Annotated in this window: 15 protein-coding genes; 9 read left to right on the top strand and 6 right to left on the bottom strand. The window is 64.0% G+C overall.

The annotated features are described in order from the left end of the window. Window positions 1–33: 33 nt before the first annotated feature. Genes R5N89_RS12585 through R5N89_RS12575 form a run of 3 tightly spaced genes read left to right on the top strand, consistent with a single transcriptional unit; the run spans window position 34 to window position 4,253 of the window. Entirely contained in the window at window positions 34–1,617 is a 1,584-nt protein-coding gene (locus R5N89_RS12585) for a DegQ family serine endoprotease (protein WP_110569534.1), read from the top strand. A gap of 5 nt (window positions 1,618–1,622) precedes the next feature. After that, window positions 1,623–2,768, top strand: coding sequence for an FUSC family protein (locus R5N89_RS12580; protein ID WP_110569535.1), 1,146 nt, complete (start codon window positions 1,623–1,625; stop codon window positions 2,766–2,768). 18 nt (window positions 2,769–2,786) lie between these two features. Continuing rightward, a complete protein-coding gene (locus tag R5N89_RS12575; RefSeq protein WP_110569536.1) occupies window positions 2,787–4,253 on the top strand; it encodes a mannitol dehydrogenase family protein in 1,467 nt (488 codons plus the stop codon). Window positions 4,254–4,296: 43 nt separating this feature from the next. Here R5N89_RS12575 and R5N89_RS12570 read toward each other — a convergent pair whose 3' ends face one another. Then, entirely contained in the window at window positions 4,297–4,794 is a 498-nt protein-coding gene (locus R5N89_RS12570) for a GNAT family N-acetyltransferase (RefSeq protein ID WP_244192214.1), read from the bottom strand. 132 nt (window positions 4,795–4,926) lie between these two features. Here R5N89_RS12570 and R5N89_RS12565 point away from each other — a divergent pair, with 132 nt between their 5' ends. The 3 genes from R5N89_RS12565 to mdoH all read left to right on the top strand — a co-directional run bounded on the left by R5N89_RS12565 (window position 4,927) and on the right by mdoH (window position 9,066). Beyond that, the gene (locus R5N89_RS12565) at window positions 4,927–5,271 is read left to right on the top strand and encodes a winged helix-turn-helix domain-containing protein (protein ID WP_110569589.1); all 345 of its coding nucleotides are present in this window, start codon (window positions 4,927–4,929) and stop codon (window positions 5,269–5,271) included. Window positions 5,272–5,407: 136 nt separating this feature from the next. Beyond that, a complete protein-coding gene (locus R5N89_RS12560; RefSeq protein WP_110569538.1) occupies window positions 5,408–6,913 on the top strand; it encodes a glucan biosynthesis protein in 1,506 nt (501 codons plus the stop codon). Beyond that, window positions 6,901–9,066, top strand: a complete 2,166-nt coding sequence (gene mdoH / locus R5N89_RS12555) for a glucans biosynthesis glucosyltransferase MdoH (RefSeq protein ID WP_110569539.1) — start codon at window positions 6,901–6,903, stop codon at window positions 9,064–9,066. Before R5N89_RS12560 ends, mdoH begins: the two co-directional genes overlap by 13 nt. Before the next feature lie 111 nt (window positions 9,067–9,177). Here the strand turns inward: mdoH and R5N89_RS12550 are convergent, their stop codons facing one another. Then, window positions 9,178–9,633: a hypothetical protein gene (locus R5N89_RS12550; RefSeq protein WP_244192215.1), complete on the bottom strand. Its 456-nt coding sequence runs from the start codon at window positions 9,631–9,633 to the stop codon at window positions 9,178–9,180. A gap of 721 nt (window positions 9,634–10,354) precedes the next feature. On the opposite strand from R5N89_RS12550, the gene R5N89_RS12545 reads away from it, so the two are divergent. Next, entirely contained in the window at window positions 10,355–11,671 is a 1,317-nt protein-coding gene (locus R5N89_RS12545) for an MFS transporter (RefSeq protein ID WP_110569540.1), read from the top strand. Between the two features lie 244 nt (window positions 11,672–11,915). On the opposite strand, the gene R5N89_RS12540 is transcribed toward R5N89_RS12545, so the two are convergent. From R5N89_RS12540 to R5N89_RS12525, 4 genes are all read right to left on the bottom strand, one after another. Next, entirely contained in the window at window positions 11,916–12,197 is a 282-nt protein-coding gene (locus R5N89_RS12540; protein ID WP_110569541.1) for a hypothetical protein, read from the bottom strand. Window positions 12,198–12,331: 134 nt separating this feature from the next. Next, window positions 12,332–13,402 carry a histidinol-phosphate transaminase gene (gene hisC / locus R5N89_RS12535; protein WP_110569591.1) on the bottom strand — a complete coding sequence of 357 codons (1,071 nt, stop codon included), beginning with the start codon at window positions 13,400–13,402 and terminating at the stop codon, window positions 12,332–12,334. 94 nt (window positions 13,403–13,496) lie between these two features. Then, on the bottom strand, window positions 13,497–14,048 hold the full coding sequence (locus tag R5N89_RS12530) for an ankyrin repeat domain-containing protein (protein ID WP_110569542.1): 552 nt from the start codon (window positions 14,046–14,048) through the stop codon (window positions 13,497–13,499). A gap of 102 nt (window positions 14,049–14,150) precedes the next feature. Further along, on the bottom strand, window positions 14,151–15,176 hold the full coding sequence (locus tag R5N89_RS12525; protein ID WP_110569543.1) for an MBL fold metallo-hydrolase: 1,026 nt from the start codon (window positions 15,174–15,176) through the stop codon (window positions 14,151–14,153). A 406-nt stretch (window positions 15,177–15,582) separates the two neighbouring features. Here R5N89_RS12525 and tkt point away from each other — a divergent pair, with 406 nt between their 5' ends. Continuing rightward, window positions 15,583–17,643, top strand: coding sequence for a transketolase (gene tkt / locus R5N89_RS12520; RefSeq protein WP_373320475.1), 2,061 nt, complete (start codon window positions 15,583–15,585; stop codon window positions 17,641–17,643). A 111-nt stretch (window positions 17,644–17,754) separates the two neighbouring features. Next, on the top strand, window positions 17,755–20,613 hold the full coding sequence (locus tag R5N89_RS12515; RefSeq protein ID WP_110569545.1) for a bifunctional transaldolase/phosoglucose isomerase: 2,859 nt from the start codon (window positions 17,755–17,757) through the stop codon (window positions 20,611–20,613). Window positions 20,614–20,718 lie beyond the last annotated feature (105 nt).

The raw sequence follows: 20,718 nt of genomic DNA, 5'->3' as shown, positions 1-20,718 counted from the left end.
GATCGATCCCGTTCAGCAGGATGTAAGAGCCCCATGTCCTTTCGCGCCGCAGTCTTTTCCCGATCCTGCCTTGCCATGGGGCTGGTCACGGCCCTTGGGGGCCAGGCCGCCCGCGCGGCTGATCCCGCCCCGGCGTCAACGCCCGTTCCGGCGCCCACCACGCCGCCTGCCGCAACAGCGCCGCTGCGCCTGCCCGGCGAGGGGCGCAACATGCCCGACAGCTTTGCCGATCTCGCGGCAAGGCTGCTGCCCGCCGTGGTGAACGTATCCACCACCGAGATGGTCCGCCCCGGCGAGGATGATGAGGACGGCGATGATGGCGACAGCACGCCGCAGGTGCCCAACTTCCCCGAAGGTTCGCCATTCGAGAAGTTCTTCCACGACTTCATGAACCGCCAGGACAGCCCCAACGCGCCGCCACGCAAGATGCAGGCGCTGGGCTCGGGCTTCATCATCGACCCCTCGGGCGTGGTCGTGACCAACAATCACGTCGTGCGCCATGCCGACCAGATCACCATCACGCTGCAGGACAACACCGTGCTCAAGGCCCGCCTGCTCGGCCATGACGACCGCACCGACCTTGCTGTGCTGAAGGTCGATAGCCCCAAACCCCTGCCCGCCGTGCCGTTTGGTGATAGCGACCACGCCCGCGTGGGTGACTGGGTGCTGGCCATCGGCAACCCGTTTGGCCTGTCGGGCACGGTTACGGCGGGCATCGTCTCCTCGCGCGGGCGCAATATCGAGCAGGGGCCGTATGATGATTTCATCCAGACCGACGCGCCCATCAACAAGGGCAATTCCGGTGGGCCGCTGTTCAACCTCAAGGGCGAGGTGATCGGCATCAACACGGCCATCTACTCGCCTTCGGGCGGTTCGGTCGGCATCGGTTTTTCCATCCCTTCGGCGGAAGCGCAGGGCATCATCGAGCAGTTGCGCCACCGTGGCCGGGTCACGCGCGGGTGGATTGGCGTGCGCATTCAGGACGTGACGCAGGAAATTGCCGATGGCCTGGGCCTGAAAAGCCCCCACGGCGCGCTGATCGCGGGCGTTGAGCCCAAGGGCCCCGCAGCAGTGGCGCATCTGCAGACCGGGGATGTGATCCAGAGCCTGAACGGCAAGGACATTGATGGCCGCGCCCTGCCGCGCCTCGTGGCCGAGCTTGCGGGGGGCAGTGTCGCGCATCTGGGCATCTGGCGTAAGGGCCAGCAGATGAACGTGGCCATTACCATCGGTGCCCTGCCCGAGGAAAAGACCGACAAGGCCGACAGCAAGCCCGCCAGCAAGAACCCCGCACAGGGCAGCCTGGCCATTGCGGGCATGGGCTTTACGGTTGGCGAGATCGATGACATCGCGCGCCAGAAATACAACATGGCCGAAGGGCAGAAGGGCGTGCTGGTCACCGGCGTGACCGATGACAGCCCCGCCGCCGAGCGCGGCCTGCGCCCCGGTGACGTGGTGACCGAGGTGCAGCAGTCAGCGGTGAACACGCCAGCCGACCTGCGCCGCCAGATCGACGCCGCCCGCGCCCAGCACCGCAAGACCGTGCTGTTCCTGGTGCAGAACGCCGATGGCCTGCGCTGGGTGCCTTTCCCCCTGCCTGAGGGGAGCGGGCACTGAGCCGCATGCCTGAACGCCTGAAAAACCTGCTTTACTCCATTATAGGGCGGGGTACGTGGCGGCAGGTCGTGCGGATGAATGTCTCGCTCATCCTGTCCGGCATTGTCGCCACCATCATCCATCTTGATGAGCCGGTCTGGGCGCTGATTACCTCGGTCATCGTCATTACCCAGAGCCGCCTGACGCAAACGCTCTCGACCGGGCGCGAGCAGATCGTGGGCACGCTCATCGGGGCTGCGGCGGGCATGTCCGCCATTGCGCTCGAGCAGTATACCTCGCTCTCGGTGGGCATGGTGTTCTGGGTCATGCTCATGCCGCTGGCCGTGCTCGTGGCGCTGCGGCCCAAGATGCGGGTGGCCATCGTCACCCTCATGGTGGTGTTGCTGTTCCCCGCCACGGGCGAGCCGTTTTCGCGCCCGCTACAGCGCATCGCCTCGATCATGACCGGGGTGGTGGTGTCGTTTGCCGTCTCGTTCTTCGTGTTGCGTGGCGAGGCGCGACGCGAGGTGCTGGGCAATGCCGCAAGCCTGCTGCGCCGCCTGTCCGACCTGCTCTCGGGCGCGTTGCAGAACCACCCGGACCATGACGCGCTGGCCACCATCGATACGATGTGCCGCTCCCTGCTGCAGGACATGAATGACGGCGTGCAGGAGGCGGAGGTGGAGCACCCGTCCTCGCTGGCCAAGCACGACCCGCTGGTGCTGCGCCTGCCGGGGCTTTTGCGCCGGATCCGCTCGGATGCCATTTTCATCGCGCGCGCGGGCACCGAGGGCGAAACCGCCCATACGGGCGATATCCTCGCCCATGAGCGTGACATGCTGGTTGATGTGCTGGGCCAGATGGCCGCGCGGTGCGACCAACTGGCCGCAACCCGGCGCGGCCACGCCCTGCCTGATGATGACATGCGCCCCCTGCTTGACCGGCTGGAACAGCAGGATGGGGAACATTGGACCCCTGTCATGCGTTTCGCTGTAGGCCTGCTGCATGCCGACATGCGGCTGGCCGTGCGGAATATCTGGTCGGACGGGCGCACGGATGATGGTCCGTTCCCGCTTGGTGGCCACCCTTTGGTGGCCGAGGCCGGATTCGAGCCCGCGGGCAAGGCAGCGTCCGTTCCCATGCCGGAGGGTCGTGCCCGCCCCTCACCCTGAAGGAGTGCAAGAAACACCATGCTGAACGAAACAACCCTCACTACCCTTCCCACTGGCGTGCAGGCGCTGCCATACAGGCGTGAGACGGTGGGGCGAGGGATCGTTCATTTTGGCGTGGGCAATTTCTTTCGCGCGCATGAGGCGTGGTACGTCAACCAGTGCCTCGGCCTGCCCGGGCAGGCGCAATGGGGCATCGTGGGCGTGGGGCTCAATGGCGGCCCGCGCGGCGAGGCCAAGGCCCGGCAGTTCCAGCAACAGGACTGCCTGTATTCCCTGACCGAGGTGGCGGCGGATGGCGCACGCACCGTTTCCATCATCGGGGCATTGCGTGAATACCTTCTCGCCCCCGCCGACCCTGAAGCCGTTCTGGACCGCCTGGCCGACCCCGAGACCCGCATCGTCAGCATGACGATTACGGAAGGCGGCTACAATATCGATGAGGAAACCGGCCTTTTCCGCCTTGATGAGGCAGGCGTGAGCGCGGACCTTGCCCATCCGCGCAGGCCGGCCACCGTGTTTGGTTACGTGGTGGAGGGGCTGCGCCGCAGGCGTGAGGCGGGTACGCCGCCCTTTACCGTGCTGTCATGCGATAACCTGCGCAGCAATGGCCATGTCGCGCATACGGCCTTTGTGGGCTATGCCCGCGCGCTTGACCCTGATCTGGCCGACTGGATCGAGGCCAACGTGACCTTTCCATGCTCCATGGTGGACCGCATCACCCCCGGCGTGGACCGGGCCACGCGCCAGGCGCTGAACGAGGCCAGCGGGCTGGATGACGACCTGCCCGTGCTGGCGGAGGATTTCAGCCAGTGGGTGCTGGAAGATAATTTCTGCAATGGCCGCCCCGCGCTGGAAAAGGCAGGCGTGCAGTTTGTGGATGACGTGGCGGGCTATGAGCAGGTGAAGGTGCGCATGCTCAATGCCGGGCATGTCCTGCTTGGTGCCGCAGGGCTTCTGCTCGGCTACCGCTACGCGCATGAAGCGGTGGCGGATGCCGACCTCGAGCGTCTGGTCAATGCCTACTGGACGCAGGACGCCATGCCGCAGATCGACGCGCCCGCCGGTTTTGACCTTGATGCCTATCGCAGGCGTCTGCTCAGCCGCTTCTCCAACCAGGCAGTGGCCGATACGCTGTTGCGGATCTGTAGCGACGGGGCCTCGAAAGTGCGGGTGTTCTGGACCGATACGGTGCGGCGCTCGCTCGATAGCGGGCATGATCTCGGCCGTATCGCCTTCGGCATTGCCGCCTATCTGGAAATGCTGCGTGGCCGTGACGAGAAAGGCGAAAGCTATGCCCCCCTCGAACCCACGCTCGATGCCGATGACATGGCCCTGGTCAATGACGGCAACCTTGCGGCAGCCCTTGCCCTGCCTGCCTTTGATGGCTGGCGCGACATGGATGCGACCGCGCTCGATGCCGCCGTGGTAAAGGCGCGTCGCGCCATCCGTGAATGCGGCGTGCGTGCAGTCATGCAGAACCTGTAAAAGTTTTTGGTAAAGCTTTTTTCAAAAAGCTTCAGAACTTTTATTATTTTGAAATATGTCCAATACCCGGTAACGCACGGCGCATGGGGCAGGCATCCGGGCCGTAACTGGCGGTAATGGCGGCGGGCACGTCAGGTATTGGCGTAAAACCCAGATGCGCCCAGAGCGTGTGCGCTCCTTCCGCCGCCATCAGGGCCAGCGCGTTCACCCCATGCAGGCGCGCCTGTGTGCCGAGATGGCGCAGCGCCGCATGGGCATGGCCCTGGCCGCGCAGGGCAGGATCGATGGCGATGTCGTGCAGGTACCAGCAATCGGGCCGGGGCGGCAGGCGGCCAAGATGGGTATCAAGCGCGGGCGGGCAGGCCATGCGCCACGGATGGCTCAGCATGTAGCCGCGCACCTGCCCGTCCGGCTCCATCAGCACCCGGCAGCCTGCCGGGCACAGCATGCGGCGTTCATCGAGCACCTCCGCCCGTTCGGGGCAGCCGGGGTGCATCCGGGCTGCAAGCGCCACCACTGCGGGCAGATGGCCCGGCTGCATCGGGGCCCATGAAGCCGGAGGCGGCCCTGATGGATGGACGGGTTGGCGCATTATGGGAAAAATCCATTCCAGATAAGGATATTTCAGGTAGAAGGAGCCATTATCATAGCGGCTGCCGGGAGTATGGAAAATATGACACAGATGCGCCTGACCTTGCGGCTCGACGCGAATGGCACGCCCCTGCTCGGGCATGGCAAGATCCGCCTGCTTGAACAGATTGGCGAGACCGGTTCGATCTCGGCGGCGGCGCGGGCCATGGGCATGTCCTACCGGCGGGCCTGGCTGCTGGTCGAGGCGATGAATACCACGTTTGCCCGCCCGCTGGTCAGCGCGCGGCCGGGCGGCGGCGGGGGGGCCGGCCTTTCGGCGGAGGGCGAGACGGTGCTGCGTCTGTACCGTGAAATCGAGCAGGCCGCGCATGAGGCTGTTCAGGGCCCACTTGAAACATTGGCAGGTATGTGTTCATCCACGCCGTGAAAAAGCCATCACCACTGTTGATCACGGTTGTGGCATAAGTGCTTTTGCATAGTGGTAAAGAATTAAGAATAATTGTGTCAGCACTTCTGCAAAGAAGAACGGACTGGAGTTTAATTAAGTGTTACGACGTAATTTCATGAAAGCGGGCACGGCCCTGTCCGCCCTGTCGGTCGTGGGGTTTGGCGCACCACGCGCTGCCAGGGCGACCCAGAGCAGCAATTTTGATTCCAACACGGTCCGCACGCTGGCCCATCAGTTGTCGCAGCAGGCTTATCAGCCGCCTTCCCAGTCATTGCCCTCAGCCCTGCGCAACCTGAATTTCGATCAGTACAATTCCATGGCCTACCGCCCCGAGCAGGCGCTGTGGCATGGCGAGAACCTCGGTTTTGAGGTTGAGTTCTTCCCCCGTGGCTATCTGTACGCGCCCCGGATCGAGATGAACGAGGTAGTGGATGGCCAGAGCCGCCCCATCGCCTTCAGCCCCGACATGTTTACCTATAACGACCCCGCCCTGCGCGTGAATGATGATATCGGCTTTGCCGGGCTGCGCCTGCGCGCGCCCATCAATACGCCGGGCGTGATGGAGGAGTTCTGCGTCTTTCTTGGCGCATCCTATTTCCGCGCCGTGGCCAAGGGGCAGACCTATGGCCTGTCCGCCCGTGGCTTCGCCAATGGCACCGGCGACCCGACAGGCGAGGAATTCGCCCTGTTCCGCGCCTTCTGGCTGGAAAAACCCAAGGCGGGCGTGGACAGCGTGGTGCTGCATGCGCTGCTCGACAGTCCCTCGCTTACCGGCGCGTTCCGCTTTACCATCCGCCCCGGCGAGACCACGGTGTTTGACGTGCAGTCCTCGCTTTATCCGCGCAAGGCGATTGCCCAGTCCGGCATCGCACCCCTGACCGGCATGTTCTATTTTGATGCCAATGACCGCTCGCGCGTAGATGACTGGCGCCCCGCCGCGCATGACAGCGAGGGTCTTTCGATGTGGACCGGTAGTGGCCAGCAGTTGTGGCGGCCGCTGCGCAACCCGCGCGACCTGCAGTTCTCGGCCTTTACCGATGTGCGGCCGCACGGCTTTGGCCTGATGCAGCGCAAGCGCGCCTTTACCGATTTCGAGGATGTGGCGCTGAATTATGAAAAGCGCCCCTCGCTCTGGATCGAGCCGATCGGGGACTGGGGGGCAGGGGCGGTTGACCTGGTGGAAATTCCCACCCCCAACGAGGTAAATGACAACATCGTTTCGTTCTGGCGCCCGCAGGAGCCGCTGGCGGCAGGCCGCGAATACGTGTTCACCTACCGCATGTACTGGGGGTGGGATACGCCGTGGCCCACCAGGCTTGCGCGCATTGCCGCCACCCGCGTGGGTGATGCGACCGATGATTCGCATACGCGCTTCTTCGATCTTGATTTTACCGGCGCGCCCTTCGACAAGCTGCCCGATAACCCGCATTTCCACCTGCAGTGCCGTACCTCGGCGGGTGAGATACGCAATGTGGTGGTCGAGCCGGTCGAGCCCATTCACGGCTGGCGCAGCACGTTCGAGTTCGCGCCCGGCGATGCCAAGGTGGCGGAACTGAACTGCGTGCTGGCCGATGACAACGGCCCCGTATCGGAAGAATGGGTCTATCGATGGACGCCGTAGGGGCGCCACCACGCCCGGCGCCGCCTGCCAGCCTGCTGCCGCAGGGCTGGGCCGCCCTGCCGCCCGAAGCCCCGCTCGACATGCCCGTGCGCGCGCTCGAGGCCGAGCCCGACCGGCATGGGCGTGGCCCGGTGCCCGCTACCGAATGGCGGCTGATCGGGCTGCGGCGGTTGTTGGTCATTGGCGGCGCCGTGGCCATGACCGGCATGGCCGGCTACGAGATGGACCTCGTGTTCAATGCCGTGCAGCGCTCGGTGGCGGGCATGGTCATGCTGCTGCTGTTCGTGATGCTGTTTTTGTGGATCGCGCTGGCCTTTACCTCGGCGCTCGCAGGCTTTGCCTCCATGCTGGCGCATGGCGGGCTGGGGCTTGGCATCAGGCGCAGTGGCGCGCTGCCGCGGGTCACCACCCGCACGGCGCTGCTCATGCCGACCTATAATGAAGACCCGGGCCGTGTCATGGCCGGGCTGCGCGCCACCATCGACAGCCTGGGCGCTACGCGGCAGGAACGCGCGTTTGATGTGTTCATCCTGTCCGACACGACCGACCCCGACATCTGGGTGGCGGAGGAGGCCGCCTACATGGCCCTGTGCCGCGCCACGGGCTGGGGCGGGCGGCTGTTCTACCGCAGGCGCGCGGTCAATACCGACCGCAAGGCCGGCAATATTGGCGAATGGGTGCGCAATTACGGCGCGGCCTACCAGCAGATGATCACGCTCGATGCCGACAGCGTCATGTCGGGCGACGTGATCGTGCGCCTGACCTCGGCCATGGAAAATAACCCCGGCGTGGCCCTGATCCAGTCCCTGCCGGTGATCGTGAACGGGCGCACGCTGTTTGCGCGCATGCAGCAGTTCGCGGGCCGCGTGTATGGCCCGCTGATTGCCCACGGCATTGCCTGGTGGCATGGCTCGGAGGGCAATTACTGGGGCCATAACGCGGTGATCCGCACGGCGGCCTTTGCCGAGCAGGCGGGCATGCCGCACCTGCCGGGCCGCAAGCCCTTTGGCGGCGCGATCCTGAGTCATGATTTTGTGGAAGCCGCCCTGATGCGCCGTGGCGGCTGGGCCATTCACATGGTGCCCGCCCTGATGGGGTCCTATGAGGAAAGCCCGCCTTCGCTGACCGATATCGCCATCCGCGACCGGCGCTGGTGCCAGGGCAACCTGCAGCACGCCAAGGTGCTGCCCGCGCGTGGGCTGCACTGGGTCAGCCGCATGCACATGCTCATGGGCATCGGTTCCTATGTCACGGCGCCGCTGTGGCTGATCTTCCTGCTCGTTGGCATTGTGGTGTCGTTGCAGAACCGCTTCTACAAGCCGGAATATTTTGGCGATACCAAGCTGCTCTACCCGCACTGGCCGCATGTTGACCCGGTGCAGGCGGAATACATGTTCATCGGCACCATGATCGTGCTGCTCGCGCCCAAGATCCTGGCCTATGCGCTGCTGGTCATTGATGGCCCGCTGCGCCGGGGCTGCGGGGGCGCGATCATGGCGGGCGCCTCCATTCTGGTCGAGACGCTGATCGGCGGCCTGATCGCGCCAATTGCCATGATAATCCAGACGGCGGGCGTGCTTTCCATCCTGCTCGGCCGTGATTCGGGCTGGAATGCCCAGCGGCGTGACGCGGGCGGCCTGCAGATCATGCAGAACGTGCGGCTGTACTGGGTGCATACGGTGCTGGGCATTGCGCTGGCGGGGGCGGCGTGGAGCGTATCGCTGCCGCTGTTCTTGTGGATGCTGCCGGTCACGCTGGGGCTGGTCTGCGCCATTCCGCTTGCCGCCCTGACCGGCAGCGAAGCGGCAGGGCAGGCCCTGCGCCGCGCGCGCCTGCTGCTCATCCCCGAGGAGACGGACCCGCCGCCGGTGCTGCATGAGGCCGTGGTCTATATGGGCCAGATGGCGGGCCACCCGATACAGGAGGCCATTGCGGCCCTGCGGGCCCGTGCGGGACTGCTGCGGGTGCATGAGATCATGCTGCCGCCGCCGCGCAGGCGGGGCGACCCGATCAATCCGGCGCTGCTTGTCGGCCTGCTCAAGCTGCGCGAGGCTCCTGATCTGGCCACGGCGGTACGTTCGCTCAACCGGGCGGAAAAATCCGCCGTATTGGGCAGCGCCGAAGGGCTGCACCTGCTGGCGCAGTTGCCTTGAAATCGTAAATGCTTACGGACGCCGCCTTGTTGAAAAAGGCGGCGTCCCCTGAAGCTTCTTGAACAAAGCTTCACCAGAAAATTTCATGGTTTCAGAAGTGGTGTGGGCGGATCAGTCCGATGACGTGCCCTGCGGGGGCGCCACGGCCTCATCGCCTTCATCCGATCCGTCAACCGACATGATCGCATCAAGCGAATCGCACAGTTTCTTCTGGCTGGCGCTGGCAAGCGATCCGGGGGCGGCGCACAGCTTGGCGGCATCAGGCACGCAGGATTCGGTTGCATCCTCGTAGTCGGATTCCATTACGTCATGCGCGAGCGACAGGTTGGGGTTGTGCGCGCTCTCGCCCGCATCCTCAATGACCTTTTCCATCTTGTGCAGGTCATCAAGCTTGTCGAGGCACGCCTTGCTGGCCAGATCAGGCTTGAGGCGCAGCACGTCCATGGCGCGCTGCACCTTCTGCGTGGCCAGGCTCTGCCCATGGGCCAGCGTGCTCGACGCCACAGGCGCAAGCAGCAATGCAACCGGCAGTGCGGCGAGGCGTAAAGACAGCTTGATGTTCACCATGACCGTTCCGTTTGTCGTGTCCCGGCAGCGAGGGGCCGCGCGGGCGCATCTGCCCACCGGGTTGCGGCCCCGACTATGGCAGGAACCCACCCGGTGCGAAAGGTGGGGGTGGCGGGCGATGCATGTAGTCCATGCATAAAAATATCATCTAAAAGTTATTGATATAATAAGGAAGAAATCGGAATCGTGTCAAAAATTTGAAAATTCCCTTACATCCGCGAGACTTTTTTAGTATAGATTATCCCCAATGAATATATTTTTCGTGTTTTGGCGGAGGTCGGAAACTATCCTGTCACTGTGAAATCGTTCGATACTGAAACGATTTTGTATATCTGGCCAATTCATGGTCTTTCCGGCGTTGGGAAATCACGGCATCGTGCGCGTTTTTCGGTGCAGTTTGTGTGCTTTTTCATCGCATTGCTGTGAATGTCGCGCCCAGGCGCGCGTTTTCCTGCCGGATTGATGACTTTATGGCTGGTCACACGCATGAACAGCAGGTCTGCCAGGCATGATGCGCTGGCGTTTTGGCGCTTGTGCCGCCTGCCTGTCCCTCATGGTTGTGACCTGCACGGGTGGTTGCACGCCCGACTTGTGAAACTGAGTTCCGCACTGGTGTTTCCGGAAAGCCGGACTGTGCGGACGCAGCCTGCATCGACGCTCCGCAATGAGGCGGGGCCGCTCGTTTTCGTGTCGGCTGCCTGTGAAAGAGGAGACTCTCCCCTTGAAACAGACAGACAATCTGTCCGAATCAACGTCCCTAGCCGATCGGCTTGGCATTCCGGCCCCCCTGTTCTGGGGGTTCGTCGGTCTGCTGTTCTTCATGATCGGTGATGGTGTCGAGGCTGGCTACCTTGCGCCCTATCTTGAGGGGCAGGGCATTTCATCGCGCAATACCGCGCTTTTGTTCACCATCTATGGCGTGACCGTATCCCTGTCCTCCTGGGCTTCGGGGCCGCTGTCCGACCTGTGGGGCCCCAAGCGGGTCATGTGGATCGGGCTTGCCATCTGGGGCGTATTCGAGGTTCTGTTCCTGACCTTTGGCGTGGCCGTGAACAGCTACCCCATCATGCTGGCCGCCTACACCATGCGTGGTTTTGGCTACCCGCTGTTCACCTATGGCTTTCTGGTCTGGATCGCCGCTGCAACGCCGCCGCGCCAGCTTGGCTCGGCTGCGGGCTGGTTCTGGTTCGCGTTCTCGGGTGGGCTGCCCACGCTGGGTTCGCTGTTCGCAAGCTTCTCCATTCCGCTGATCGGCGAGATGGCGACGTTCTGGTCCTCGCTGGGGCTGGTCATGTTCGGTGGCCTGCTGGCCCTGCTCATGACGCGTGAGCCCATCGGTTCGCGCCGCCTGGCCCCCGTGGGCACGAAGCCCGGCACGATCTTCTTCAGCTCGATCAGCATCCTGTGGCGCGAGCCCAAGACGTTTGTCGCCATGATCGTGCGCACCATCAACACGTCGTCCGAATATGCGTTCCTCGTGATCATGCCGGCGTTCTTCACCAAGGTCATCGGCTTCTCGCTGTCGCAGTGGCTGCAGCTCCTGTCGATCATCTTCCTGTCGAACATTCTGGTGAACCTTGTGTCCGGCATCACGGCGGACCGTCTGGGCCACCGCACCGTTGTCGCGCTGTTCGGCTGTGTTGGTGCTGCGATCACGGTGCCGCTGTTCTACTACGTGCCGCAGATGTTCCCCGGCAACTTCGCCATCGCTGCCGTCATGGGCGCGCTGTATGGCGCAACCATTGCCGCCTTCGTGCCGCTGTCCGGCCTGGTGCCGCAGATCTGCCCGAAGGAAAAGGCTGCCGCCCTGTCCGCCCTGGGTCTGGGCGCGGGTGCGAGCACCTGGGTTGGCCCGGCGATCGTGACGTGGTTCGAAAGCTGGCACGGCATTGAAGGCATCATCTGGATCTTCTGTGGCCTGTATGTGGCCTCGGCCCTGATGACGCTGGTGCTGACGGTCTCGCCTGAAGCCCGTCGCTACATTGATGAAGCCGCCGCCCGCGGTGATGTGGCGGAGGAAGTGACCCTGGGTCACTGATCCGGCTGCCCCGCCTAGTTTGTGCGGGTGAAGCGGGCCTGCCCCTATAAAGGGCAGGCCCGTTTTTTATGACATGTCGGAAAAGTTAAAAGTTTTTGGGTACCGCCTTTTTTCAAAAAGATGGCGTTCTTTTCGAAGCTTTTTGAAAAAAGCTTCACCAAAAACTTTTGATTGCGGGCCTGACGCCCGGCGTGACGATATAAAAAAGGCCGGAACCCTGTGGGCTCCGGCCTTTTTCCGTGGGTCAGATGCTGCGTTCGGGCCGCCTGCGCGGGGTGCGGGGGCGGTCGGTGCTACCCGGTGCCGCCTGCGTGCTGCGCCGGTCGCCCGCCTTGAGGGCCGGGGCGGCGGTTACTTCGCTTTCAAGCTGGCGGATGCGTTTCTGCACGCTTTCGCGCAGGGCGGGTGAAGTATGCGATTTCATGGAGGCCAGCGTCTCGCGCAGGTCGCGCAACTGCTTCTGCTTTTCGGCAAGGGTGCGACGGATCGGCTGGTTATCGGACATCTGTCCGTGGAATGCGCGCATGATAAGGATCCTGTGGACCTGTGGTCCAGGAAATGAGTTGTTAACCGTGTGATGGAAAGAGGCGCAGCACACACCCACGCCCGTCCGGCCCGAGGGGGCAGGGCGCAGCGCCGATGCATGATGAACCGGGGGGCTTACCCCTCGTTCAGCGCAAGCACGTCGGCCAGCCCCTGTACCAGGGCCTGGCATTCGGCATCCGTACCAATGGTGATGCGTAGCCACTGTGCAATGCGCGGGGTCCGGAAATGGCGCACGATGATCGCGCGCGCCCGCAGGGCTGCGGCAAGCTGCGCGCCATCACGGTCCGGGTGCCGGGCGAATACGAAATTCGCCCGTGATGGCAGGACCTCGAACCCCATCTTTCCCAGGCTGTCTGTCAGCCTGTCGCGTGAGCTTATGATCTTGGCGCTTGTATTTGCAAGCCATTCCCGATCTTCAATCGCGGCAATGGCGCCTGCCTGCGCCAGACGGTCAAGCGGATAGGAGTTGAAGCTGTCCTTGATGCGGGTCAGGGCTGCGATCAGGTCAGGCTGGCCAATGGCATAGCCCACCCGCAGCCCCGCCAGCGCGCTCGATTTCGACAGCGTGCGCACGACCAGCAGGTTGGGGTGTTCGGCAACCAGCGGTATGGCCGTCTCGGCCCCGAAATCGACATAGGCCTCATCCACCACCACCACCGCATCGGGGTGATCGCGCAGCAGGGCGCGGATGGCGTCCAGCCCAAGGGCGATGCCGGTGGGCGCGTTGGGGTTGGGCAGGATGATGCCGCCACACGGCCTGCGATAGGCCGCAATGTCGATGCCCATTACCCCATCAAGCGGCACGGTCTCGTGGCGTATGCCGTACAGCCCGCAATAGACGGGGTAGAAGCTGTAGGTAATGTCGGGGAAAAGCAGGGGCGCCTCATGGTTGAGCAGCCCCTGGAAGGCATGGGCGAGCACTTCGTCCGAGCCATTGCCCACGAACACATGGTCTACCGGCACGTCATGCGCGGTGGCGATGGCGGTGCACAGGGCCTGGGCCGTGGGGTCGGGGTAAAGGCGCAGCGTGTCGTTGGTGGCGGCCCTGATGGCCTCGATCACTTTGGGCGAGGGGCCGTACGGGCACTCGTTGGTATTCAGCTTGATCAGGTTGGCCATTCTGGGCTGCTCGCCCGGCACATACGGGGTCAGGCTGTGTACGATCGGGCTCCAGAAACGGCTCATCAGGGTGAATTCCACAAGGTCATGAACATAAAGGCACGCCACGGCAACAGGTGCCGTGGCGGCGGGAAAGGGATGAAAGAAAGGATAGGGTGGTTCAGCCCTGCGGGGCGGGGGCCGTGCGTTTCATGGCATCGAGCAGGGCGGTGTTGCCCTGCCGGGTGGCGAACAGGCGGGCGCTGATGCCCTCGCCATCGCGCAGGTCGGGGTTGGCCCCGTGCTCAAGCAGGAAGGTAACCATGGGGTCGCGGTTGAACATCACCGCAAAGATCAGCGGCGTGCGACCTACGAAATTGGGCACGTCAATGCCCGCGCCGTGCGCCGCGAGCACGCGCGCGCATGGCAGGTCGCCCTTGAAGGCCACGCCCGCGAGTGCCGTGGCCCCCTTGGCATCCTGCAGGTCGGGGCTCGCACCCCCTTCAAGCAGGGCGCGCACGGTGGGTTCGTGGCCGTTATAGGCGGCAAGGATCAGCGCGGTGTAGCCCTTGTCGTTGCGGATATCGGGGTTGATGCCCGCCTTGAGGAATTCGGTAACGAGATCCGTCTGCCCATCCCTTGCCGCGGAAAGGAACAGGGTCTCGATTTCCGCGTTGCTGAAGGATTCGGGTGCGTCGGCGGCGGGGTCGCCGTGGGCGATTGTCTTGCTCATGTGCCTGCCTGGCTGGTCGGATTGCGCGAAACGGGGGCGGAGGCCGGTCCCGTCATGAGCGGTCGATCATAGGACGGTTTGGCTGAAAAGAACATCGGGCAATCATGCATCATTGGGCTGATCCCACGCAATGCCGCGGCATGCGCCATGGGCCATGATGCCCATCGTATCGGGCGGCAGGCCCGCGTCGCGCACGGCTTTTGCAAGGCGCGTGACCGGCTCGTCCATGGGTTCATCCGTCAGGCGGAAGGTGCCGAAATGCATGCCAATCCCGTGTCGCGCCCCAAGCTGGCGCAGGCCCGACAGCGCCTCCTCCGGCGTGGTGTGCACGCGCTCCATCAGGGCGCGTGGCTCATACGCGCCAATGGGCAGGAGGGCTATGTCGGGCGCGCCAAGGCGCTGGCGGATCAGGCGCCAGTGGCGGCCATCGGCGGTGTCGCCTGCAAAGAACAGCTGGTGGCCCGCCTCATCTTGCACCATGAAGCCGCCCCACAGGCTGGTATTGCGGTCAAAGGGCGTGCGGGCCGCGCCATGGCGGGCTGGCGTGCAGGTGATGCGGATGCCACCGGAAGCCACCGCCTGCCACCAGTCCAGCTCCATGATGCGCTTCAGCCCGGTCCTGCGCATGAAGCGCGCATTGGCCAGGGGCGTGACCACAAGCGGGTTGTCGCCGCGGCGGGCGATGGCGCGCAGGCTGGGCAGGTCCATGTGGTCGTAATGCGCGTGCGAGACCAGCACGATATCGATGCGCGGCAGGTCGGCCAGCCTGCGGCCGGGCGCGCGCACCCGCTTTGGCCCCAGAAAGGGCAGCGGGGAGCAGCGTTGCGAAAAGATCGGGTCGGTCAGGATGGTGAGCGCCGTGCCATCGGGCCGGGGCAGGCGGATGAGAAAGGTGCTGTGGCCGATAAAGGTCAGCTGCACCGTGTCGGGCGCGGGCAGGGCATGCGGGTCGCCGGTGGGGGTGGGGTTTTCGATCCAGGCGGGCCAGTCCGATTTCGGGCGGTTCCACTGCCATTGCAAAATGGCGAGATACCGCAGCCGCGCGGGCGGCATGCCCTCGGGGCAGATGGCGGCCGGATTGAAAAAACGCGTGCCATCCGTGTGGTCGCTGGCGGGTAGCTCGGGCATGCGTGGGTCTCCATCTGCCGGCGTATCCGGAGCCAACAGGTGAACGGGAGGGCGGGGCCATGTCAAATTCCCGGCCCATGGGCGCGGTCGGGCGGAACTGGCGGCGTGCACATGCGCTGGCACCTGTGACGTGGATTGGGTAACGGCTTGATGAGATGGCTTGTTCCGTCCTGAAGGTCGTGAGAAGGTACGCGCCGTGAAAAGCCTTTATCCCTGCGCCTTCCCGCTGCGCGTGCATGCGGGCCGGGCGGGCGTGGGTAGCGCGGAAAGAATAACAAGAAAGGGTTGTCGGCTTCCGGCACGTGGCCCGGTTTGGTCGGAACAACAACCATGGCTGTAAGGAGGCCGGTCCCTCATGCGTTCTTTGTACACATCCCCCCTCATGGCTCCTGAAGGAGGTGGCGGCATGCCCACCAATATCGATACGCTGTGCATCAACACGATTCGCACGCTATCCATGGACGCGGTGCAGAAAGCGAATTCCGGCCATCCCGGCACGCCCATGGCGCTCGCACCCGTAGGCTATACGCTGTGGCGCGACGTGCTGAACTATGACCCGGCCGAGCCGCTATGGCCCAACCGCGACCGCTTCGTGCTCTCGATCGGCCATGCGTCGATGCTGCTCTACTCGCTCATCTATCTTGCCGGTATCCGCGATGTGCGCCCCGGCGGGGTCACGCATGACCGCCCGGCGCTGACGCTTGAAGACCTCGAACAGTTCCGCCAGCTTGACTCGCTCACCCCCGGCCACCCGGAATATCACCACACCGCAGGCGTCGAGACCACGACCGGCCCGCTTGGCCAGGGCTGTGGCAATTCCGTGGGCATGGCGATGGCGGAAAAATGGCTGGCCGAGCGCTATAACCGCCCCGGCTTCAAGCTGTTCGACCATCACGTCTATACGCTGTGCGGCGATGGCGACAACATGGAAGGCGTTGCCAGCGAGGCTGCCTCAATCGCGGGCCACCTCAAGCTTGGCAACCTGACGTGGATCTATGACAGCAACCAGATCTCCATCGAGGGTTCGACAGACATCGCCTTTACCGAGAACGTGCACAAGCGCTTCGAGGCCTATGGCTGGCACGTTCTTGAACTGAAGGACGCCAACGACACCGGCGACCTGCGCCGCCTGCTTGCCGAGGCGAAGGCCGAGACCTCGCGGCCCACGCTGATCATCGTCCACTCCATCATCGGCTGGGGCGCGCCGCACCTTGCGGGCACGGCGGAAGCCCATGGCTCGCCGCTGGGTGTTGAGGAAATCCACGAGACCAAGAAGTTTTATGGCTGGCCGGAAGACAGGAACTTCTATGTGCCCGAAGGCGTGACCGAGCATTTCCGCGCAGGCATCGCCACCCGCGGGGCGGCCGCCAGCAAGGCATGGAATGAGCTGTTCGCCGCCTATCGCGCCAAATACCCCACCGAGGCCGCGCAGCTTGACCACATCTTCGCGGGCACCCTGCCCGAAGGGTGGGACAAAGACATCCCGGTCTTTGATGCGGATGCCAAGGGCGTTGCCTCGCGCGCAAGCTCGGGCAAGGTGCTCAATGTGGTGGCGAAGAACTACCCGTGGATGCTCGGCGGCTCGGCCGATCTTTCGCCTTCCACCAAGACACACCTCACCTTCGAGGGCGCGGGCGACTTCCAGCCGCCGCAATGGGGGGGCACCTATGGCGGGCGCAATCTGCATTTTGGCGTGCGCGAGCATGCCATGGGCTCGATCAGCAACGGTCTGGCGCTGTATGGCATCCGGGCCTACTGCTCGGGGTTCCTGATCTTCTCCGATTACATGAAGCCGCCCATCCGCCTGTCTTCGCTGATGAAGCTGCCGGTGACCTATATCTTCACCCATGACTCGATTGGCGTGGGCGAGGACGGGCCGACGCACCAGCCCATCGAGCAGCTTGCCCAGCTCCGCGCCACCCCCGGCGTGACCGTGCTGCGCCCCGCCGATGCCAACGAAGTGGCCGAAGCCTGGCGCACGCTGGTGCAGATCACCGACCGCCCCAGCGTGCTCGCGCTGAGCCGCCAGAACCTGCCCACCATCTGCCGCAAGACCTATGCGCCTGCATCGGGGCTGGCAAAAGGGGCCTATGTCCTTGCAGATGCCGACGGGCGTCCCGATGTCATCCTCATGGCGACAGGTAGCGAAGTGGGGCTGATCATCAAGGCGGCGGAAACGCTGAAGGCGGAGGGCATCAAGGTGCGCCTTGTCTCCATGCCGTCATGGGATCTGTTCGAGGCGCAGCCCAAAGCCTACCGCGACAGCGTGCTGCCGCCCGACATCACCGCCCGCGTGGCGGTGGAGCAGGCCGCAGGGCTTGGCTGGGACCGCTATACCGGCCTTGCTGGCGAGATGATTGTCATGCACGGTTTTGGCGCCTCCGCTCCGGCGGGCGAGCTGGAAGTGAAGTTCGGGTTCACGGTGGACGCCGTGGTGGCGGCTGCCCGCAGGCAGGCCGGAAAATAAAAGAACACGCAGGCAGGCAGGACATTCAGTCCTGCCTGTCGTGTTTTTGAGCAAGGTATTATTGGCAGTGCGGGTTTGCCGCGTTGCTGAAAAGTAAAGGAAGCACAGTCAATGAGTGCGCGTGAATCTGGTGCTGAAAATCCATTAAAGGAACTGGCGCGTCTGGGTCAGTCCCCCTGGCTGGACTTCATCCAGCGCTCCTATACCGAAAGCGGCAAGCTGAAAAAGCTGGTGGAGGAAGACGGACTGAAAGGGGTCACCTCCAACCCGTCCATCTTCCAGAAGGCGATGGGCCAGGGCACCGATTACGATGCCCAGATCCGCGATGTGCTGGCACATCAGGTGGTTGACGCGGGCGCGCTGTACGAACTGCTCGCCATTGATGACATCCGGGCCGCCGCCAAGGTGCTCTACCCCGTCTATGAACAGACGAAGGGGCTGGACGGTTATGTCAGCCTCGAGGTTTCGCCCTACCTCGCGCGCAACACCAAGGGCACGCTGCACGAGGCGCTGCGCCTGTGGAAAGCGGTCGATGCCCGCAACCTCATGATCAAGATTCCCGGCACGGAGGAAGGCGTTCCCGCCATCCGCGCCGCCATTGCCGAAGGGCTGAGCATCAACGTAACGCTGCTCTTCTCGATCGATGCATACAAGAAGGTGCTTGAAGCCTACATCACCGGGCTTGAAGACCGCCTGAGCCGTGGCGAGAGCGTGAAGGGCATCGCCTCGGTCGCGTCCTTCTTCGTCAGCCGTATCGATGTCAAGATCGACAAGGAAATCGATGCCCGCGTGGCCGCAGGCGACAAGCATTCGGCTGAACTCAAGGCCCTGCGCGGCAAGGTCGCCATCGCCAACGCCAAGGCGGCCTATGAATACTGGCGCGAAGTGACCGCCAGCCCGCGCTGGAAGAAGCTGGCTGATGCAGGCGCCAACCCGCAGCGCCTGCTGTGGGCCAGCACCGGCACCAAGGACAAGACCTATAGCGACGTGGTGTATGTCGATGGCCTGATCGGCCCGGACACGGTCAACACCATTCCGCCAGCCACGTTCGATGCCTTCCGTGACCACGGCAAGGTGGCGGATACGCTGACGCAGGACGTGACGGGTGCGCTGCGGGTGCTCGATGAGGCCAAGAGCCTTGGCCTCGACCTTGATGGCGTGACACGCACGCTGGTCGATGAAGGCGTTGCTTCCTTCGCTGATGCGTTTGACGACCTGCTCGGCTCGGTCGCGGCCAAGCAGGCGGCGTTCCTGGGCAAGAAAGTCACCTCCACCGCGCTCAGGCTGCCTGCCGACCTGCAAAAGGCGGTCGATGCGGAGCTTGAAGCCTGGCGCAAGGATGGCACCGTGCGCCGCGTGTGGGACAGGGATGCCACCGTCTGGACCGGCAAGGACGAGGCAAGCTGGCTCAAATGGCTCGACATCACCGATGACCAGGTGGCAGCACTCTCCAAGTTCGAGGACTTCCAGGCCGAGGTGAAGGCGCGCGGCTTCCGTGATGTGCTGCTGCTGGGCATGGGTGGCTCGAGCCTCGGGCCGGAAGTGCTGGCCAACACCTTTGGCAAGCGTGAAGGCTTCCCGCATCTTTACGTGCTCGACAGCACGGACCCGCAGCAGGTGCGTGATTTCGAGAAGAAGATCGACATCAGCAAGACGCTGTTCATCGTCTCGTCCAAGTCGGGCGGCACGCTGGAGCCCAACATCCTCAAGGCCTACTTCTTCGATCAGGCCAAAAAGGTGCTGGGTGACAAGGTCGGCTCGCACTTCATCACCGTGACCGACCCCGGCTCGCACATGGAAGACGTGGCGAAGAAGGACGGCTTCTGGAAGATCTTCTACGGCGAGAAGCAGATCGGTGGGCGCTACTCCGTGCTGTCCGATTTCGGCATGGTGCCCGCCGCCGTGGCGGGCCTGCCGCTCAAGCTGCTGCTCGAATCCGCCCAGCGTGGCGAGAAGTCCTGCGCCGCTTCCGTTCCGCCCGCGCAGAACCCCGGCGTGGTGCTCGGCGCCGTGCTTGGCGTGGCCGCCCGCGACTTTGGCCGCGACAAGGTGACCATCATCGCCTCGCCCGGCATTTATGACATGGGCGCATGGCTCGAGCAGCTCATTGCGGAATCGACCGGCAAGGATGGCAAGGGCCTGATCCCGATCGATGACGAGACGATCGGCAAGGCAGGCGTGTATGGCAAGGACCGCGTGTTCACCTACCTGCGCCTCGCCGAGGACCCGTGCCCGAAGCAGGATGCCGCCTTCGCGGCCCTCGTTGAGGCCGGCGAGCCGGTGGTGACCATCGAGCTGCATGAGCGCCGTCAGGTGCTTGAGGAGTTCTTCCGCTGGGAGTTCGCGACCGCAGTGGCCGGTGCGGTGATCGGGATCAACCCGTTCAACCAGCCCGATGTCGAGGAATCGAAGATCGAGACCAAGAAGATCACCACCGCCTATAACGAGACCGGCAAGCTGCCGCCCTACACGCCGTTTGCCAAAGATGGCCCGTTCGCCTTCTATGCCGACCCGAAGAACGCGCAGGCGCTCGGCGGGGCAACGACGGCGCAAGCCATTCTCAAGGCGCATTTCGCCCGTGCGAAGGCCGGTGATTACGTGGCCCTGCTGGCCTATATCGACCGCGATACTTTCACGCGCGAGTGGATCCAGAAGGCGCGGCTCGGCCTGCGCGATGCGCTGAAGCTGGCGACGGCGGCCGAATTCGGCCCCCGCTTCCAGCATTCCACGGGTCAGGCCTACAAGGGCGGGCCTGACACGGGCGTGTTCGTGCAGATCACCTGCGATGATGACGTGAACCTGCCGGTGCCGGGCGAGAAATATACCTTCAGCATCGTGAAGGAAGCCCAGGCGCGTGGCGACATGGAGGTGCTGGCCGAACGTGGCCGCCGCGTGCTGCGGGTGCACATTCATGGCGACCTGAAAGCAGGCCTTGAAAAACTCGGGCTTGATATCGCCCGCGCGGTCTGAGCCGACCGTTTGCCCGTCCCGCCTCTGGCGGGGCGGGTTTTTTGATGGGGATCATTGGGAAATGCGCCCCAAGGCGATAGGACTACGGGCCTATCCCGCTTCCAG

Origin of the sequence: Komagataeibacter sucrofermentans DSM 15973 (assembly GCF_040581405.1) — a bacterium.
Lineage (GTDB): Bacteria > Pseudomonadota > Alphaproteobacteria > Acetobacterales > Acetobacteraceae > Komagataeibacter > Komagataeibacter sucrofermentans.
This window is presented reverse-complemented; position numbering and strand designations above follow the sequence as displayed.

What these genes read in the sequence shown, in the direction of transcription:
- R5N89_RS12585 (WP_110569534.1), top strand. Translation starts at nt 34, where the DNA reads ATGTCCTTTCGCGCCGCAGTCTTTTCCCGATCCTGCCTTGCCATGGGG.
- R5N89_RS12580 (WP_110569535.1), top strand. Translation starts at nt 1,623, where the DNA reads ATGCCTGAACGCCTGAAAAACCTGCTTTACTCCATTATAGGGCGGGGT.
- R5N89_RS12575 (WP_110569536.1), top strand. Translation starts at nt 2,787, where the DNA reads ATGCTGAACGAAACAACCCTCACTACCCTTCCCACTGGCGTGCAGGCG.
- R5N89_RS12570 (WP_244192214.1), bottom strand. Translation starts at nt 4,794, where the DNA reads ATGCAGCCGGGCCATCTGCCCGCAGTGGTGGCGCTTGCAGCCCGGATG.
- R5N89_RS12565 (WP_110569589.1), top strand. Translation starts at nt 4,927, where the DNA reads ATGACACAGATGCGCCTGACCTTGCGGCTCGACGCGAATGGCACGCCC.
- R5N89_RS12560 (WP_110569538.1), top strand. Translation starts at nt 5,408, where the DNA reads ATGAAAGCGGGCACGGCCCTGTCCGCCCTGTCGGTCGTGGGGTTTGGC.
- mdoH (WP_110569539.1), top strand. Translation starts at nt 6,901, where the DNA reads ATGGACGCCGTAGGGGCGCCACCACGCCCGGCGCCGCCTGCCAGCCTG.
- R5N89_RS12550 (WP_244192215.1), bottom strand. Translation starts at nt 9,633, where the DNA reads ATGGTGAACATCAAGCTGTCTTTACGCCTCGCCGCACTGCCGGTTGCA.
- R5N89_RS12540 (WP_110569541.1), bottom strand. Translation starts at nt 12,197, where the DNA reads ATGCGCGCATTCCACGGACAGATGTCCGATAACCAGCCGATCCGTCGC.
- hisC (WP_110569591.1), bottom strand. Translation starts at nt 13,402, where the DNA reads ATGAGCCGTTTCTGGAGCCCGATCGTACACAGCCTGACCCCGTATGTG.
- R5N89_RS12530 (WP_110569542.1), bottom strand. Translation starts at nt 14,048, where the DNA reads ATGAGCAAGACAATCGCCCACGGCGACCCCGCCGCCGACGCACCCGAA.
- R5N89_RS12525 (WP_110569543.1), bottom strand. Translation starts at nt 15,176, where the DNA reads ATGCCCGAGCTACCCGCCAGCGACCACACGGATGGCACGCGTTTTTTC.
- tkt (WP_373320475.1), top strand. Translation starts at nt 15,583, where the DNA reads ATGCCCACCAATATCGATACGCTGTGCATCAACACGATTCGCACGCTA.
- R5N89_RS12515 (WP_110569545.1), top strand. Translation starts at nt 17,755, where the DNA reads ATGAGTGCGCGTGAATCTGGTGCTGAAAATCCATTAAAGGAACTGGCG.